The sequence below is a fragment of the Alphaproteobacteria bacterium genome, from assembly GCA_020638555.1.
In the GTDB taxonomy this organism is placed as follows: domain Bacteria; phylum Pseudomonadota; class Alphaproteobacteria; order Bin95; family Bin95; genus JACKII01.
The window spans coordinates 632,130-647,295 of sequence record JACKII010000001.1 but is presented as its reverse complement, the minus strand read 5'-3'; the positions used below and the strand labels follow the sequence as shown (position 1 = coordinate 647,295).

The window sequence follows — 15,166 nt, the reverse complement described above, 5'->3', positions numbered from 1 at the left end:
CTCAGATGCCCTGCATCCAGGCGCGGAGGGCCGCGCCGATCTCGTGCGGCGAGTCCTCCTGGATGAAATGGCTGCCCTTCACCGTCACCTCGGTCTGGTTCGGCCAGGTGCGGCAGAACTCGCGTTGCGGCCCGGTCAGGATCGCGCCCGGCTCGGCGTTGACGAACAGCTTCGGCAGCGGGCTTGCCGCCAGCCAGTCGGCATAGTCGCCGGCGATGGCGACCACGTCCGCCGGCTCGCCCTCGATCGGGATCTGGCGCGGCCAGGTCAACGTCGGCCGGCGGCCCTCGCCCGGCTCGGCGAAGGGCCGGCGATAGACGGCCATTTCCGCATCCGCGAGGGGGCGGATGATCGAGCCCGGCAGCACGCGCTCGACGAACACGTTCTTGTCCAGCACCATCGCCTCGCCATTGGCAGAGCGGAAGCCCTGGAACACGGGTCTTGCCGCGTCCGGCCATTCGGCCCAGGTCACCGGGCGGACGATGGCCTCCATATAGCAGATGCCCCTGACCGCAGCGCGGTGGCGGTTGGCCCAGTCGAAGCCCAGCGCCGAGCCCCAATCGTGGATCACCAGCGTCGCGCCCGCGGTAACGCCCAACTGTTCCAGCAGGCCGTCGAGATAGCGGCGGTGCTCGACGAAGCGGTAGGAGTCCGGCCCGACATCGTCCAGCTTGTCGCTGTCGCCCATGCCGATCAGGTCCGGCGCGATCACCCGGCCCAGATCGGCCACGTGCGGGATGACGTTGCGCCAGAGATAGCTGCTGGTCGGGTTGCCGTGCAGGAACACGATGGGATCGCCGGCGCCGGCCTCGTAATAGGCCATGCGCTTGCCGTCGACAGTGGCGAAGCGCTTCGGCAGTTCGGCGGTGGAGAGGTCGGACATGATCAGGGTGTCTCCTGAAGGGGCGATGGTTGTTTGGCCTTGACCTTCATCATCACGGATCGGGACCCTGGCGCAAGCAACACGCGGCAGGAAGCGCGCGCCACGTTGAATCTCTCTTCGGCGTCATTGCGAGCGGGCGAAGCCCGCGTGGCAATCCAGAGACGCCGCGGCTCAGCATGAGAAGGTGGTCTGGATTGCCGCGCCCGCGACTGCGGGCTCGCAAAGACGCCGGAGGGGAGAGTGCCGGCCCCGGACGCCGCCGCGTCGGGACCATGGCGAATCTCGCCCCCCTATTTCACCATTGCCGGCACGCCCAGGCGGTCGCGCGGCGTGCCCAGCACGCGCTCGAACGCCACCGCCATGGCCAGCGCCTGTTGGTCGGCGCCGTTCGGCGTCAGCACCTGCAACCCCACCGGCATGCCGGCAGCGTCGAGGCCCACCGGCAGGGTCACGCCCGACAGCGCCAGGATGTTGCCGACGCTGGTGTTGCGCAGCGACTGGAGGTTGTGGCTGGAATACGCCTCGACCGATTGCAGGTCGGCCAGTTTCGGCGGGGTGATGGGGATGGTTGGGCCGACAATCGCGTCCACCCGTTCGAACACCGGCCGGGCCTCCGCCGCCATTTCGCCGATGCGGGTGACGCGGCGGATGTATTCGTTCGCCGGCACGGATTCGATGGCGGTGAAGCGCGAGCGCACGATGGGGTCGACCGCGGCCTTCCATTTCGCCATTTCCGGCCGGGAGATGAAGGCGGCGAACTCGATCCCGGCAATGCCGCCCTGGCGGAACAATTCGTGCAGTTCGACCAGGTTCGGCACCTCCACCTTGACCACGCGCGCGCCGGCGGCGGCGAGCGCATCCAGCGCCTGCTGCACCGCCTCGGCCACGCCGGGGGAGGTCCCCTCGAACATCCAGTCGCAGACGCCCAGGGTGAAACGGCGCGCCTCGACCCGGCGGCAATCGGCCAGGAAGGCCATCGGGTCGTCCGTCTGCGGGTCGAGCGCGGCGAAGGCCAGCGCCGCATCCTCGGCCGAGCGGGCCAGCACGCCGGCAGTGTCCAGCGTCGGCGACAGCGGCGCGATGCCCGCGAGCGACCAGCGGCCGTAGGTGGTCTTGACGCCGACCGTGCCGGTCCAACTGGCCGGGATGCGCACGCTGCCGGCGGTATCCGAGCCCAGCGCCGCCACGGCCGAGCCCTGCCAGAGCGAGACGCCGGCGCCGGAGGACGAACCACCGGGCGCGCGGTGGTCCCGGGCATCCCAGGGATTGTGCGGTGCGCCGTGATGCGGGTTCATGCCAATGCCGCCGAACGCCCATTCGACCGTATGGGTCTTGCCGGGGATCACGGCCAGGTTGCGACGCAGCGTGCGCACCACCGGCCCTTCGGCGGCGAACATCGGCAGCGCATGGGGCGAGCCGGCAAAGGTTTCGTAGCCGGCGACGGCATAAAGGTCCTTGGCCGAGACCGGCAGGCCCTGCAACACTCCCAGGTCGAAGCGGGCGGCAAACGCCGCGTCGGCGGCGTCCGCCTGGGCGCGGGTATAGTCCGGGTTCCAGTCTCGATAGGCGTTGAGCGCCGGCTCCAGCCGGGTCTGGGCGTCGATGGCCGCTTCCGCCAGGTCGCGGGCCTTCAAGCGGCCCTCCCGCAGGCCAGTTGCAAGCTGCGCGATGGACTGGCCGGAAAAATTGGTGTCGCTCATGAAATGGAAGGTCCCGCTGTCTGGTGATCCGTGCCGGTTGCCATTGCTGCCACCTATGGACAGACGACAGCCGAAGCGCCATCTGATAGCCCATACCTATCGGCACCGGTGAGGCGTGACAAACATTCTCGCGCCGGGGTCGCGCAGGTGCAACCTGGGAAAGACCGATCGATACGATGACGGAGCAACGCACCAACGGGGGATTTCTTCGCCGCCGCGCCCGCCGGATCCGGCGCAGTTTCGCGGCTCGGATCCGCACCTATTTTTTCGCGGGCGTGCTGGTCACCGCGCCGATCACCATCACGGTCTGGCTGGCGATCCAGATCATCGATTTCTTCGACTCGACCGTCCGCAATTTGATCCCGGCCGGCTACAATCCCGAAGCCCTGCTGCCCTTCAGCATTCCCGGCGTCGGCCTGGTGGTGTTCATTGTCGGCGTGACCCTGATCGGCGCGCTGGCCGCCGGCATGCTCGGCCGGTTTTTCATGCGCACGGCCGAGCGTATCGTGAACACGATGCCGGTGGTGCGCACCATCTACAACGCCTTGAAACAAATCCTGGAAACGGTGCTGCAAAGCAAGTCCGAGGCGTTTCGCCAGGTGGTATTGCTGGAATATCCGCGCCGCGGCATCTGGTGCCTGGGCTTCGTCTCGGCCAAGACCGAGGGCGAGGTGCAGAACCTGACGGACCAGGACATGCTCAACGTCTTCCTGCCGACGACGCCGAACCCGACCAGCGGCTTTCTGCTGTTCCTGCCGAAACGCGATGTCTATGTGCTGGACATGACGGTGGAGGAAGGCATCAAGATGGTGGTCTCGGGCGGCCTGGTGACGCCGCCGGATCGCAAGGCGAACGAGCACAAGGCCGACCCGCCCATCCACGTCGCCAGCATTCACGACGAAGCCCGCGCCGACGAGGCCGCGGCGCAACGCCGGCTACAGGGGGCCTAGTCGGCCCATGATCCGGCGCGCCGGCGGCTCCGATCCAAGGACAACAGGATGACCCGAAACACCGACGTCGCCCGCGGCGTGATCCAGTCGAAAAGCGTGGGCCTGGCCTTCCTGCTGACCTTCCTGTTCGGGCCGCTGGGGCTGCTCTATGTCTCGATCCCGTGGGGGATCGTGCTGTCGCTGGCCGCCCTGATCCTGGGATTCGTGACCTTCGGGGTGGCGACCGGCGTCATCTGGCTGATCTCGATCATCTGGGCGGTGATCGCCGCCAACCGCCACAACGAACGCCTGATCGAGGGGCTGTAGCGGCCCGTCGGGACGTCGCCAGCGAAGGCCCCCTTCGGCTGCGGTGTTCCCCGGGCGAGGCGGAGCCGAGACCCGGGGCCGGTGTCTTCCATCGAACACCGCGGCTGTGGGTGTTCGCGAGATCGACCGATCCCGGACGCCCGCTCCGCAGGCTCCGGGACACAGCCGCCGCGCCTCAGTGGCGGAAATGGCGCATGCCGGTGAAGACCATGGCGAGGCCGGCCTCGTCGGCGGCGGCGATCACCTCCTTGTCGCGGATCGAGCCGCCCGGCTGGATCACCGCCGTCGCCCCGGCTTCCGCCGCGCTCAACAAACCATCGGCGAACGGGAAGAAGGCATCGGAGGCCACCACCGAACCCTTGGCGAGCGGCTCGCTCAGGCCCGCCGCCTCCGCCGCATCGGCGGATTTGCGGGCGGCGATGCGCGAGGAATCGACCCGGCTCATCTGGCCCGCGCCGACGCCGACCGTGGCGCCGTCCTTGACATAGACGATGGCGTTCGACTTCACGTGCTTGGCGACGCGGAAGGCGAACAGCAGGTCGGCCATTTCCCGCTCGCTCGGCGCACGCTTGGTGACCACCTTCAGCGCGTCGGCGCTGACCCGGCCGTTGTCGCCGGTCTGCACCAGCAGGCCGCCGGAGAGCGTGCGCGCGGTCAGGCGCTGGGTCGACGGGTCCGGCATGCCGCCGGTCAGCAGCACCCGCACGTTCCTCTTCTTGCCCAGCACGGCCAGGGTGGCCTCGTCGGCCTGGGGCGCGATCACGACTTCGAGGAACAGCTTGTTCAACTCCTCCGCCAGCGCCGGGTCCGGGGCGCGGTTCAGGGCGACAATGCCGCCGAACGCGCTGACCGGATCGCAGCGCAGCGCCTTCACCCAGGCGTCCATCAGATCGGCGCCGACGGCGACGCCGCAGGGATTGGCGTGCTTGATGATGGCGACGGCGGGCTGGTCGAACTCGGCGACGCATTCGAACGCCGCGTCGGTGTCGCTCAGGTTGTTGTAGCTGAGTTCCTTGCCCTGCACGATCCTGGCCGAGGCGACGCCGGGGCGGGCCTCGCCATTGGCGTAGAAGGCGGCCGCCTGGTGCGGGTTCTCGCCATAGCGCAGCAGGTCGCCGCGCTTGCCGCCGAAGGCCAGATGGCGCGGCATGCGCTCGTCCACCTGCTGGCCGAACCACTGGGCGATGGCGGCGTCATAGGCGCCGGTGCGGGCATAAGCGGCGGCGGCGAGGCGGCGGCGCAGCGCGGCGGAGGTGGCGCCGTTCTGCGCCTCCATCTCGGCGCGGATCGCGGCCAGGTCTTCCGGCTCGGTCGCCACGGTCACATAGGCGTGGTTCTTGGCGGCGGCGCGGATCAGGGCCGGGCCGCCGATGTCGATATTCTCGATGCAGTCGTCGAAGCCGGCGCCGCCGGCCACGGTGCTCTCGAACGGGTAGAGGTTGACCACCAGCAGGTCGATCGGCCGGATGCCATGCTCGGCCATCTGCCGGGCGTGCTCGCCGCCATCGCGCAGGCCCAGCAGGCCGCCATGGATCATCGGGTGCAGGGTCTTGACCCGGCCGTCCAGCATTTCCGGGAAGCCCGTGACTTCCGAGACGTCCTTCACCGCCACGCCGGCCTCGCGCAGCGTGCGCGCGGTGCCGCCGGTGGACAGAACCTCCACCCCTTGGGCCGCCAGAAACTGGCCGAATTCGGCGAGGCCGGTCTTGTCGGACACGCTGATGAGGGCGCGGGTGATTTTCACGGAGTCGGTCATGGAAGTCTCTCACTGTGGCCGGGGGCGTGGTGCGGATCACCCGCTTCATCCCAAGTGGCGCCAACGGCGCGCATCGAGGGATGCCGCAAAGGATCCGTCGCCGCGTCCCTCGATATGCCGGCTGTGCCGGCCACTCGGGATGAAGCGTTGGGGGTGGTTCCGCTATTCCACACAGGCATCGCGCAGCGCCCGGATGTTCGCGGCATAGCGCGCGGGCCCGCCGGCGAACACGGCCGAGCCGGCCACCAGCGTGTCGGCGCCGGCGCGGAAGATGCGGCCGGCATTCTCCGGCTTGACGCCGCCGTCCACCTCCAGCCGCACCGGGCGGGCAGAGGCATCGATGGCCTGGCGCAGGCGTTCGATCTTGGCGATCTGGCTGTCGATGAAGGATTGGCCGCCAAAGCCCGGATTGACGCTCATCACCAGCACCAGGTCGCAGAGGTCGAGCACGCCCAGCACGGTTTCGACCGGCGTGCCCGGGTTCAGCGTGACACCGGCCTTGCAGCCCGCGGCCTTCACCGCCTGCAACGAGCGGTGCACGTGCGGCCCGGCCTCAACATGCACGGTCAGATAGTCGGCGCCGGCTTGGACGAAGGCGTCGATATAGGGGTCGACCGGGCTGATCATCAGATGCACGTCGAACGGCAGGTGCGAGTGCGGCTTCAGCGCCTTCAGCACGTCCGGCCCGATGGTGAGGTTGGGCACGAAATGGCCGTCCATCACGTCCACATGCACCAGATCGGCGCCGGCGGCGGTGATGGCGCGCACCTCCTCCCCCAGCTTGGCGAAATCGGCGGAAAGGATCGACGGCGCGATCGCGAGGGGTTGTTTCTGGCTCATGGGTCCGGTCCTGCGGCTCCTGTCGGATGATCGCCTAGCAGGCGACTCCCCGGCCGACAAGCGGCCCTTAAGTCGCCCCTCGATGCACCAGGCGGGCGATGTAGAAGCCGTCGATGCCGCCCTGCCCCGGCCAGTGGCTCGGCAGGGTGCGGAGGTCGCCGTTGGCCGTGACGAATTCGGCGCAGCCGGGAATTTCGCCCGCGCCAACCGGCTGCCGCCCCCAGGCGGGATGGCGGCGCAGGAACGCCTCGATCCGCTTCGGCCCTTCCTCCGGCTGCAACGAGCAGCAGGCATAGACCAGCAGGCCGCCGGGCTTGACCATGCCGGCGGCGTTCTTCAGCAGCGCGTCCTGCACCTGGGTCAGGCTGGCAATGGCCTCGGGCGTCTTGTTCCAGAGCACGTCGGGATGGCGACGCGCCGTGCCGGTGGTCGAGCAGGGCGCGTCCAGCAACACCGCGTCCACCGGCGAGCGCGGCCGCCAGTAGCGGCCATCGGCAACGTCGGTGTCGGCCGAGAGATTGGTGCGCTCCAGATTCTCGAACAGGCGTTCCAGGCGCTCGCGCGACTGGTCGACCGCCATCACCTGCGCCCCGGCCGCGGCCAGTTGCAGCGTCTTGCCGCCGGGCGCGGCGGCGAGGTCGACCACGCTCTTGCCATGGACGTCGCCCATCAGCCGGGCCGGCAGCGCCGCGGCGGCGTCCTGCACCCACCACACCCCCTGGCCATAGCCGAACAGGTTCGGCACATGGGTGGTCTTGGCAATGCGGATGGTGCCGGTCGGCAGCACCCGGCCCTGCAACCGCTCGGCCCAGACCGTCAGGTCCTGCCCCGCACGCAGCGTGATGTCGAGCGGCGGGTCCTGCATCTGGGCGCGGACGATGGCGCGGGTGGCGGCCTCGCCATAGGCCTCGCACCAGGAGCGCCAGAGCCAGTCCGGCAGGTTCAGCCGGTCGGCGTCCTGCTCGCGCAGGACGGTGCCGCGCGCCTCCACCAGCCGGCGCAGCACGGCATTCACCATGGATTTCATGCCGGGGCCACGGGTCATGCGCGTCGCCTGATCGACGGCGGCGTGCGGCGGCGTATCCAGGAACAGCAACTGGGCGGCGGCGAGGCGCAGCACGTGCCGCACATAGGCGTCGCGGCCTTCCGGCTGACGCTGGACGAACCGGCCGACCGCATCGTCGATCTGGCCGAGCCGGCGCAGGACAGTGGTCACCAGCAGGCGGGCGAAGGCGCGGTCGCGGCCGTGCAGCTTGCCCCAGGCCGGGTCTTCCGCCATCGCCTCTTCGAGCGGGCGGCGCCGGTCCAGCACATGATAAAGGGTGCGGCCGGCCGCGGCGCGCGGGCTGGGCGCTTCCGGCGGACGGGTGGGCCGGCGGGCGGAAGAAGCAGGGGCCGGGCGGCGCGAACCGCTGCGGGCAGACGGCCGGGGCGGCCGCTCGTCAGACATGGTGAACTCTTAAACCTTATGCAGTGGCCACCCGAGGCCGAACGCGCCCTCAGCCCCAGGGGCCGGGCGCTTGTCCGCGAGTCGCGAAGCTGCCATGGCCGGTGCTGCCGGCCATCGCGCGCAGCCGGCGAATGCGCTCTTCCATGGGCGGATGGGTGGCGAACAAACCATCAATGGCGCGCGCATGCAACGGATTTACGATGAACAGATGCGCCGTGGCCGGGTTGCGCTCGGCATGGCGGTTGTCGATGCGCTCGGCATCGCGGCTGAGGCCGGCCAGCGCATCCGCCAGCCAGAGCGGATCGCCGCAGATCTCTGCCCCCAGGGCGTCGGCCTGGTATTCGCGGGCGCGGCTGATCGCCATCTGTACCAGGGTGGCCGCCAGCGGCGCCAGGATCATGCTGGCCAGCACGCCGACCACGCCCAGCGGATTGTTGCGGTTGTCGCCGAACAGCATCTGGAACGAGGCGATGTTGGCCAGCACGCCGATGGCGCCGGCAATGGTTGCCGTCACCGTCATGGTGAGCGTATCGCGGTGTTTGATGTGCGCCAGTTCGTGCGCCACCACGCCCGCCACCTCCTGCTGGCCGAGGCGATGCATCAGGCCGGTGGTGACGGCCACGGCCGCGTGCTCCGGGCTGCGGCCGGTGGCGAAGGCGTTCGGCTGGTCCTCGTCGATCAGATAGACCCGCGGCATGGGCAGGTCCGCGCGCTCCGCCAGCCCCTCGATCATCTCATAGAGGCCGGGGGCATCGGCGCGGCCGATCTCCTGCGCATTGTACATGCGCAGCACGACCTTGTCGGAATTCCAGAACGCGAAGGCGTTGGTGGCCAGCGCGAACACCAAGGCGATCATCATGCCGCCCTGGCCGCCCATCAGCCAGCCGGCGACGAGGAACAGCGCGGTCATCGCCGCCAGCAGCATAAAGGTCCGGGCCATGCGGGCCGCCCCTCTCTCCGATTCCGGGTCGAACAGGCTGGAAATAGGGGGCGGTGCCGGTTGAATCAAGCGGGTGGCCGCCCGCCCGGCCGGCGTGATAAGACCGGTTGAACCGATCGTCGACACGTCCCCCAAGGGAATGCGCGCATGAGCGACAAGCCCACCCCGCCGGCCGAAACGCCGGCACCCAAGGCCACCCCGACCGTCTACAAGGACCCGGGCCCGCAGAAGCAGCCGCCGCCCGCCGGCGAGGATCCGACCAAGCCGGACCCGACCCGCTATGGCGACTGGGAAATCAACGGCCGCTGCATCGATTTCTGAGCCGGGGCGGCACGACCGACCGAAGCGAGGGCGGGTCATCATGACATTGGACGGCAAAGTGGCGCTGGTCTCCGGCGCGGCGGGCGGTATCGGTCGGGCAGCGGTCGCGGCCCTGGCGGCAGCGGGCGCGACCGTGGTCGCCGCCGTCGAGACCGAGGCGCAGCGGGCGGACCTGAACCCTGCCTGCCTGCTGGACGTGCGCTTCGAGGACCAGTGGCGCGACTGCGTCGCCCGGATCGAGCGTGAGTTCGGCCGGCTCGACGTGCTGGTCAACAATGCCGGCATCCTGCGCGAGGCCAATTGCGAGGACACGGACACCGCCACCTGGGACCTGGTCCACGACATCAACCTGAAAGGCGTGTTCCTGGGCTGCAAGGCGGCGATCCCGGCGCTGCGGCGGGCGGGCGGCGGCGCCATCGTCAACGTCGCCTCCATCGACGGCATTCGCGGCAATTTCAGCCACATCGCCTATTCCGCCTCCAAGGGCGGCGTGGTCGCCCTGACCCGGTCGCTGGCCATGGACCATGCCGAAGAGAATATCCGCGTCAACGCTGTCTGCCCCGGCACGGTGAACACGCCACTGGTCGCCTCCATGCTCTGGAATTTCTCCTCGCACGAGGAAGCCCTGGAAGCGGCGCGTCGGAAACACCCGATGGGCCGGATCGCCGAGCCGGAAGAGGTCGGGAGCCTGATCGCCTTCCTCGCCGGCCCCGGCGCCAGCTTCATGACCGGCATGGCCGTGCCGGTGGACGGCGGCCGCAGCGCCCGCGCCTGAGGGCGCCCCCGCCCCATCCGGTGCGTGGGGCCGCAAATTTTCGCCGGCCTGTGAACCAGTTTACATCCGTATCGCATCAGAGCCCCTAGATTCCCTTCCATGCCTCGGGCAGAGCGAAATGTCCTCGCCCCGGGGCGGTTTGGAGGAGGTCATGGCAATGCTGATGAAAGGATCGGTTCTTCCCCGACAGGCCGCTCGGCTGCCGAGCGCGGGGTTCCGCCGCTGGCTGGACGCGAACGGCGCCCGCACCTGGCTTTGGGCGGCCATCGCCCTGGGGCTGCTCTGGGTCGGGATGATGGTGCACCTTCCCTATTGAACGCCGCCGCCACGGGCCATCGCAGAGGCCGTGGGACTGGACGGCATGGCGCGGCTCGGATTGAATGGGGCCGGATTTTCCGAACCCACGTCTTCCGAATCCAAGTCTTCCGAACCCACGTCCAGACGGAGTTGCGCCATGCCGATCCAAGCCGGCGATACCATTCCCAACGTCAACCTCTATTTCATCGGCGAAAGCGGCGGCCCGGAGGCGAAGCCGGCGCACGAATTGCTGGGCGGCAAGACCGTCGTCCTGTTCGCCGTGCCGGGCGCCTTCACCCGCACCTGCTCGGCCAAGCACCTGCCGGGCTTCGTGAACAACGCCGACGCGATCAAGGCCAAGGGCGTGGACGAGGTGGTCTGCCTCAGCGTCAACGATGCCGCCGTGATGCGCGCCTGGGGACAGGCGCACGGCGCCGACGGCAAGGTCACCATGCTCTCCGACGGGATCGCCGACTTCGCCAAGGCCATCGGCCTATCCAACGACATGAGCGCCCGCGGCTATGGCGTCCGCTCCAAGCGCTATGCCATGCGGATCGAGAACAACGTCGTGACCGATCTCTGGGCCGAACCGCCGGGCGAATACGGCGTCTCCAGCGCCGAGGCGGTGCTGGCACAACTCGGCTAGTGTGCTTGCGGTCCTGGTTGACCCACTTCCTGCCCCATCTCCCGCTTCCGCGAGGACAGGGGAGATGGGCTGGTGAGCCAGCTTGAAAAGACTCCACCCTAGACCCGAGGGCTGCGGCCATGGCGGTCATCGTTTTCGGCTCCATCAACACTGACCTGGCCCTGGGGGTGGACCACCTGCCGGTGCCGGGCGAGACCGTGCTGACGCCGGGCTATCAGGCCGTGCCGGGCGGCAAGGGCTGCAACCAGGCCGTGGCCGCGGCCCGGCTGGGCGCGGACGTGCGCATGGTGGGCGCGGTCGGCGACGACGCCATGGCCGCGATCCCGCTGGACGCCATGACGGCGGCGGGCGTGGACCACCACGACGTGCGCGTGGTGGCCGAGCCGACCGGGCTCGCCGCGGTGATGGTGGCGGACGACGGCGAAAACGCCATCGTCGTCGCCAGCGGCGCCAACCGGGCGGTGCGGGCCGACCAGCTGACCGACCTCCACCCCGGCGATGTCCTCGTCTGCCAGATGGAAGTGCCCTTCGCCGAGACCGCTGCGGCCCTGCGAGCGGCCAAGGCGGCGGGCGCCCTCACCCTGCTGAACCTCGCCCCGTTCGGCGCCCTGCCAGAGCCGGCCCGGGGCGCGGTCGACTGCTGGGTGGTGAACGCATTGGAGGCCGTGGGCCTGGCCGCACAGGTGGGCCTGGCCGCACAGGTGGGCTTGGCCGCGGCTGACGTCCCGGCCCTGAGCCGCGCCCTGGCGGCCCGGCTCGGCGCGACCGTGATCGTGACCTTGGGCGGCGACGGCACCCTGGCGGCGACCGCCGCCGGCGAGGCCTGGCGTGCGTCGGCGCTGCCGGTCGCCATCGTCGATACCACCGGCGCCGGCGATGCCTTTGTCGGCGGCCTGGCAACGGCCATGGCCGAAGGCGCCCCCCTGCCCGAGGCGCTCCGCCTCGCCAGCGCCGCCGGCGGCCTTGCCTGCACCGGCTTCGGCGCCCAAACCGCCCTGCCGGACCGGGCGGCGGTTGCCGCGAGGCTCGCCGGGGTGAGCGTCACCGCGTTCTAGGCAAGCAATGCCAGCCTTTTTGGCAAACAATCCCATGAACCAACATGGCCATGGGCATTTTCAAAACAGTAAATTCCGCGCATCATACTATCTTGTGTCTGCGTTTAATTAAAACCCGTCGAATTTTGACTCAGGTCAATTGCTCCGACCGGCACCCCTGCCCAAATCATTGCCGTCGCCCGCGGTTTCGCCGGGCGGCTGCGCACACACGAGGCATTGTCCACGCAAGAGGAGGACCCGCCGTGAGTTTGCTTCCTTCGCTTTGGGGCCCATCGTCCGACAAGGACCCGTTTCGCTCGTTGCAGCAGGAAATGAACCGCCTGTTCGAACAGTTCGGCCGCGGCCTGCCCGCCACCTGGAGTGCCCCGGGGAGCGCCCCGGGTGGTGGCTTCCTCGCCCCGACCGTCGATGTCGCCGAAACCGACGGGGAAATGACCGTCACCGCCGAACTGCCCGGCGTCAGCGAGGACGACATGCACCTCTCGCTGGTCGACAACATCCTGACCATCAAGGGCGAGAAAAAGGCCGAGGAGACCAAGGAGGACAAGGAAAAGCACTACCGCCTTGTCGAACGCTCCTATGGCAGCTTCGAACGCTCGATCCCGCTGGCCTTCAAGGCCGACCCGGACAGCGTCAAGGCCAGCTTCAAGGACGGCGTCCTGACGGTGACGATCCCGAAACCGCCCGAGGCCGCGCCGAAATCCACCCGCATCCCCATCGGCAAGGGGTGAGGACCGGTCGGGCGGCTCCGCGGCGCCGGCCATCCCACGCCGGCACCGGGTGCGCTTGACCGCCGGGCCGGGGGAAGGGAAGCTTGACCCTTTCCTTTCCCCGGCAGGACACCGGCCCCATGAAAATCACCGCCATCCGCGCCCACTGGCTTTCCGTGCCGATTCCGGAGGCGCAGCAGCACACGTCCGATTTCGGCCGGACCCGCTCGTTCGACGCGACGCTGGTGGAGGTCGAGACCGATGCCGGCATCACCGGCTATGGCGAGGCCAAGGCCGCGGTCGGCTCCGCTGGCACCAATGCCGGGCTGGTCACCATCGTCGAGAAGGAACTGGCGCCGCTGCTGATCGGCCAGGACCCGCGGCAGATCTCGCGGCTCTGGGACGTGATGTACAATGGCAGCCGCGCTCACTACGCCATCGCCCGCGGCCATGTCTTTCCGGTGCTGGGCCGGCGCGGCCATGTGGTGAGCGCGATCAGCGGCGTGGACATGGCCCTCTGGGATATTCTCGGCAAGAGCCTGAACGCGCCGGTGCACCAGTTGCTGGGCGGCAAGCGGCACGAGACGATGCCGGCCTATGCCTCCGGCGGCTGGAAACCCACGGCCGAGGTGGGGGCGGAGCTGAAATCCTATATCGACCGCGGCAATTTCCGGGCGGTGAAGATGCGCGTCGGCTCCGGCGACGGCACGCTGGCCCACTCCATCGAGCGGGTGCATGCCGCGCGCGACTATCTGGGGCCGGACATCGCCCTCATGTGCGACGCCCACGGCACCTTCACCGTCGCCGAGGCCAAGCGGTTCTGCCGCGCCGTCGCCGAGTGCAACATCGACTGGCTGGAAGAGCCCGTCACCGCCGACGACAAACGCGGCCAGGCGGAGGTGCGGGCCGCCACCGACATTCCGATCTCTTGCGGCGAAAGCGAGTTCACCCGCTTCGCCTTCCGCGACCTGGCGGAGTTGCGCGCCGCCGACATCTTCCAGCCCGATCTCTCGATTGCGGGCGGCATCACCGAAGCGGTTCGGATCGAGGCGATTGCCGCCGCCTACCAGATCCGCTTCGCGCCGCATCTCTGGGGTGGCGCGCTCTGCTTTGCCAGCGGCCTGCACGTGCTGGCGGCGGCGACCAGCGGCTTCATCGTCGAATACTCGCTGGGCGCCAACCCGATGCTGCACGAGTTGGTGGTGGAAGACTTCCCGGTGGTGGACGGCCATCTGGCCATCCCGGACCGGCCGGGCCTGGGCGTGACGATCGATGCGGATTTCGTCGCGCGCTACCGGGTGGCGGCATAGGCGAAGCCGCGCGCGGGCGCGCGAAAACCGGCGGCGGCGGCGTTCGCGAGAGCGAGCGGCCCCGGATCGGCGCTCCGCACCGTCCGGGGAACATCTTGCCGATGAAAAGTCTATTGCGGCCCCTGTACTCCGGAACTCGCGGAGCGGGCATCCGGGGCCGGTCTCATCCTTCGATCACCGCCCGCAGCCGGGAGCGGCGCCCCGATCTCAGCCGGGCTTGCGGCCGACCGTGCGTTGCAGCACGCCCTCGACAAAGGGTACGGTGTGCACGTCCTGGAAGCCGGCGGCGGCGAAATAGCCCTCCACGTCCGCGGTCGAGTGCGCGAGGCCGGTGCCGTTGACGATGGCCTCCGACAGGCCCCACAGCGCGGCGTCCGCCGGGCCGGAGCGGTCGGCGTCCAGCGCCTCGCCCACCAGATGCATCTCGCCGCCGGGGGCGAGCGCGTCGAACGCCTTTTTCACCACGGCGGCGATTTCCTCGCGCCCGTACATGGGCAGGTTCGAGGCCATGACCGCCACGTCGGCGCCCGCCGGGAACGGGTCCTTGTTGAAGTCGCAGGCCAGCGCCTCCACCCGGTCGGAAACGCCGTTTTCGGCGATGAACTCCCGCGCCACCACGGCGACCGACCCCAGGTCCAGCACCGAGGCGCGCAGGCCCGGGTATTGCTTCGCCGCCTCGATGCAATAAGCGCCGGAGCCGCCGCCGATGTCGATCATGTGCTTTTTGCCGGTCAGGTCCACCTGGCGCAGGAACAGCCGGCCGGCGCCGCGGCCGATGGAATAGGTGGCGCGGTGATAGCGCCGCGCATCCTCCACCGTGAATTCCGACACCTTCACATTGTCGGCGCGCGGCGGGGTCTGGTTCTTCAGGATCTCCGACAGGCGGCCCCACTGGTCCCAGTCCGGCTTGGTGAACAGCATCCATTCGCCGGCATAGTGCGGCTGGCCCTGCACCAGAAACCGGTCCACGTCGGGCGCGTTGCGGAGCCTGTCGCCGTCCCGCTCCACCAGACCCAGGCCGACGCAGGCGACGATGATGCGCTCGCCGTGCAGCGGCGTCACACCCATGGCCCGGCTGAGATCGGCCTCGGTGTCGTGGCCTTCGGCGATCTTGGTGAACAGGCCCAGTTCGACGGCGGCCATCAGGGCCGCGGCCTCGCGATAGGCGCGGACCATGTGTTGCAGGCGGACGGTGGTGGGGCGGGGATTGGCGGCTTGGCTCATGGG

General features: G+C 69.3%; 16 protein-coding genes. 9 read left to right on the top strand and 7 right to left on the bottom strand.

What is annotated here, in order from left to right; genetic code table 11:
• Position 1 precedes the first annotated feature (1 nt).
• Positions 2-883 carry a haloalkane dehalogenase gene (locus tag H6844_03030; GenBank protein ID MCB9928373.1) on the bottom strand — a complete coding sequence of 294 codons (882 nt, stop codon included), beginning with the start codon at positions 881-883 and terminating at the stop codon, positions 2-4.
• A 290-nt stretch (positions 884-1,173) separates the two neighbouring features.
• Positions 1,174-2,583 carry an amidase gene (locus H6844_03025; GenBank protein MCB9928372.1) on the bottom strand — a complete coding sequence of 470 codons (1,410 nt, stop codon included), beginning with the start codon at positions 2,581-2,583 and terminating at the stop codon, positions 1,174-1,176.
• Positions 2,584-2,759: 176 nt separating this feature from the next.
• On the opposite strand from H6844_03025, the gene H6844_03020 reads away from it, so the two are divergent.
• Together H6844_03020 and H6844_03015 are read left to right on the top strand one after the other, a co-directional pair.
• On the top strand, positions 2,760-3,533 hold the full coding sequence (locus tag H6844_03020) for a DUF502 domain-containing protein (protein ID MCB9928371.1): 774 nt from the start codon (positions 2,760-2,762) through the stop codon (positions 3,531-3,533).
• Between the two features lie 48 nt (positions 3,534-3,581).
• On the top strand, positions 3,582-3,839 hold the full coding sequence (locus H6844_03015) for a hypothetical protein (GenBank protein ID MCB9928370.1): 258 nt from the start codon (positions 3,582-3,584) through the stop codon (positions 3,837-3,839).
• A 175-nt stretch (positions 3,840-4,014) separates the two neighbouring features.
• On the opposite strand, the gene purH is transcribed toward H6844_03015, so the two are convergent.
• The 4 genes from purH to htpX form a co-directional block, all read right to left on the bottom strand.
• Positions 4,015-5,595: a bifunctional phosphoribosylaminoimidazolecarboxamide formyltransferase/IMP cyclohydrolase gene (gene purH / locus H6844_03010; protein ID MCB9928369.1), complete on the bottom strand. Its 1,581-nt coding sequence runs from the start codon at positions 5,593-5,595 to the stop codon at positions 4,015-4,017.
• Positions 5,596-5,757: 162 nt separating this feature from the next.
• Positions 5,758-6,435, bottom strand: coding sequence for a ribulose-phosphate 3-epimerase (locus tag H6844_03005; GenBank protein ID MCB9928368.1), 678 nt, complete (start codon positions 6,433-6,435; stop codon positions 5,758-5,760).
• A 67-nt stretch (positions 6,436-6,502) separates the two neighbouring features.
• The gene (locus tag H6844_03000) at positions 6,503-7,885 is read right to left on the bottom strand and encodes an MFS transporter (GenBank protein MCB9928367.1); all 1,383 of its coding nucleotides are present in this window, start codon (positions 7,883-7,885) and stop codon (positions 6,503-6,505) included.
• 49 nt (positions 7,886-7,934) lie between these two features.
• On the bottom strand, positions 7,935-8,825 hold the full coding sequence (gene htpX / locus H6844_02995; GenBank protein MCB9928366.1) for a zinc metalloprotease HtpX: 891 nt from the start codon (positions 8,823-8,825) through the stop codon (positions 7,935-7,937).
• A 147-nt stretch (positions 8,826-8,972) separates the two neighbouring features.
• Here htpX and H6844_02990 point away from each other — a divergent pair, with 147 nt between their 5' ends.
• The 7 genes from H6844_02990 (at position 8,973) to H6844_02960 (ending at position 13,939) form a co-directional block, all read left to right on the top strand.
• Positions 8,973-9,146, top strand: coding sequence for a DUF1674 domain-containing protein (locus tag H6844_02990; GenBank protein ID MCB9928365.1), 174 nt, complete (start codon positions 8,973-8,975; stop codon positions 9,144-9,146).
• A gap of 37 nt (positions 9,147-9,183) precedes the next feature.
• Positions 9,184-9,921 carry an SDR family oxidoreductase gene (locus tag H6844_02985; GenBank protein MCB9928364.1) on the top strand — a complete coding sequence of 246 codons (738 nt, stop codon included), beginning with the start codon at positions 9,184-9,186 and terminating at the stop codon, positions 9,919-9,921.
• 157 nt (positions 9,922-10,078) lie between these two features.
• On the top strand, positions 10,079-10,237 hold the full coding sequence (locus H6844_02980; GenBank protein ID MCB9928363.1) for a hypothetical protein: 159 nt from the start codon (positions 10,079-10,081) through the stop codon (positions 10,235-10,237).
• 138 nt (positions 10,238-10,375) lie between these two features.
• On the top strand, positions 10,376-10,864 hold the full coding sequence (locus H6844_02975) for a peroxiredoxin (protein ID MCB9928362.1): 489 nt from the start codon (positions 10,376-10,378) through the stop codon (positions 10,862-10,864).
• A gap of 119 nt (positions 10,865-10,983) precedes the next feature.
• The gene (locus H6844_02970; protein ID MCB9928361.1) at positions 10,984-11,919 is read left to right on the top strand and encodes a ribokinase; all 936 of its coding nucleotides are present in this window, start codon (positions 10,984-10,986) and stop codon (positions 11,917-11,919) included.
• Positions 11,920-12,230: 311 nt separating this feature from the next.
• The gene (locus tag H6844_02965) at positions 12,231-12,650 is read left to right on the top strand and encodes an Hsp20/alpha crystallin family protein (protein MCB9928360.1); all 420 of its coding nucleotides are present in this window, start codon (positions 12,231-12,233) and stop codon (positions 12,648-12,650) included.
• 119 nt (positions 12,651-12,769) lie between these two features.
• Complete coding sequence (locus tag H6844_02960; GenBank protein MCB9928359.1) at positions 12,770-13,939, top strand: mandelate racemase/muconate lactonizing enzyme family protein; 1,170 nt, start codon at positions 12,770-12,772, stop codon at positions 13,937-13,939.
• A 207-nt stretch (positions 13,940-14,146) separates the two neighbouring features.
• Here the strand turns inward: H6844_02960 and H6844_02955 are convergent, their stop codons facing one another.
• Positions 14,147-15,163, bottom strand: coding sequence for a methyltransferase domain-containing protein (locus H6844_02955; GenBank protein MCB9928358.1), 1,017 nt, complete (start codon positions 15,161-15,163; stop codon positions 14,147-14,149).
• Positions 15,164-15,166 lie beyond the last annotated feature (3 nt).

Bases quoted from the DNA above. Each gene is read 5' to 3' on its own strand.
- purH (MCB9928369.1), bottom strand. From the start codon at position 5,595: ATGACCGACTCCGTGAAAATCACCCGCGCCCTCATCAGCGTGTCCGAC.
- H6844_03015 (MCB9928370.1), top strand. From the start codon at position 3,582: ATGACCCGAAACACCGACGTCGCCCGCGGCGTGATCCAGTCGAAAAGC.
- H6844_03030 (MCB9928373.1), bottom strand. From the start codon at position 883: ATGTCCGACCTCTCCACCGCCGAACTGCCGAAGCGCTTCGCCACTGTC.
- H6844_02970 (MCB9928361.1), top strand. From the start codon at position 10,984: ATGGCGGTCATCGTTTTCGGCTCCATCAACACTGACCTGGCCCTGGGG.
- H6844_02960 (MCB9928359.1), top strand. From the start codon at position 12,770: ATGAAAATCACCGCCATCCGCGCCCACTGGCTTTCCGTGCCGATTCCG.
- H6844_03020 (MCB9928371.1), top strand. From the start codon at position 2,760: ATGACGGAGCAACGCACCAACGGGGGATTTCTTCGCCGCCGCGCCCGC.
- H6844_02990 (MCB9928365.1), top strand. From the start codon at position 8,973: ATGAGCGACAAGCCCACCCCGCCGGCCGAAACGCCGGCACCCAAGGCC.
- H6844_02955 (MCB9928358.1), bottom strand. From the start codon at position 15,163: ATGAGCCAAGCCGCCAATCCCCGCCCCACCACCGTCCGCCTGCAACAC.
- H6844_03025 (MCB9928372.1), bottom strand. From the start codon at position 2,583: ATGAGCGACACCAATTTTTCCGGCCAGTCCATCGCGCAGCTTGCAACT.
- H6844_02965 (MCB9928360.1), top strand. From the start codon at position 12,231: ATGAACCGCCTGTTCGAACAGTTCGGCCGCGGCCTGCCCGCCACCTGG.
- H6844_03005 (MCB9928368.1), bottom strand. From the start codon at position 6,435: ATGAGCCAGAAACAACCCCTCGCGATCGCGCCGTCGATCCTTTCCGCC.
- H6844_02975 (MCB9928362.1), top strand. From the start codon at position 10,376: ATGCCGATCCAAGCCGGCGATACCATTCCCAACGTCAACCTCTATTTC.
- H6844_03000 (MCB9928367.1), bottom strand. From the start codon at position 7,885: ATGTCTGACGAGCGGCCGCCCCGGCCGTCTGCCCGCAGCGGTTCGCGC.
- H6844_02980 (MCB9928363.1), top strand. From the start codon at position 10,079: ATGCTGATGAAAGGATCGGTTCTTCCCCGACAGGCCGCTCGGCTGCCG.
- htpX (MCB9928366.1), bottom strand. From the start codon at position 8,825: ATGGCCCGGACCTTTATGCTGCTGGCGGCGATGACCGCGCTGTTCCTC.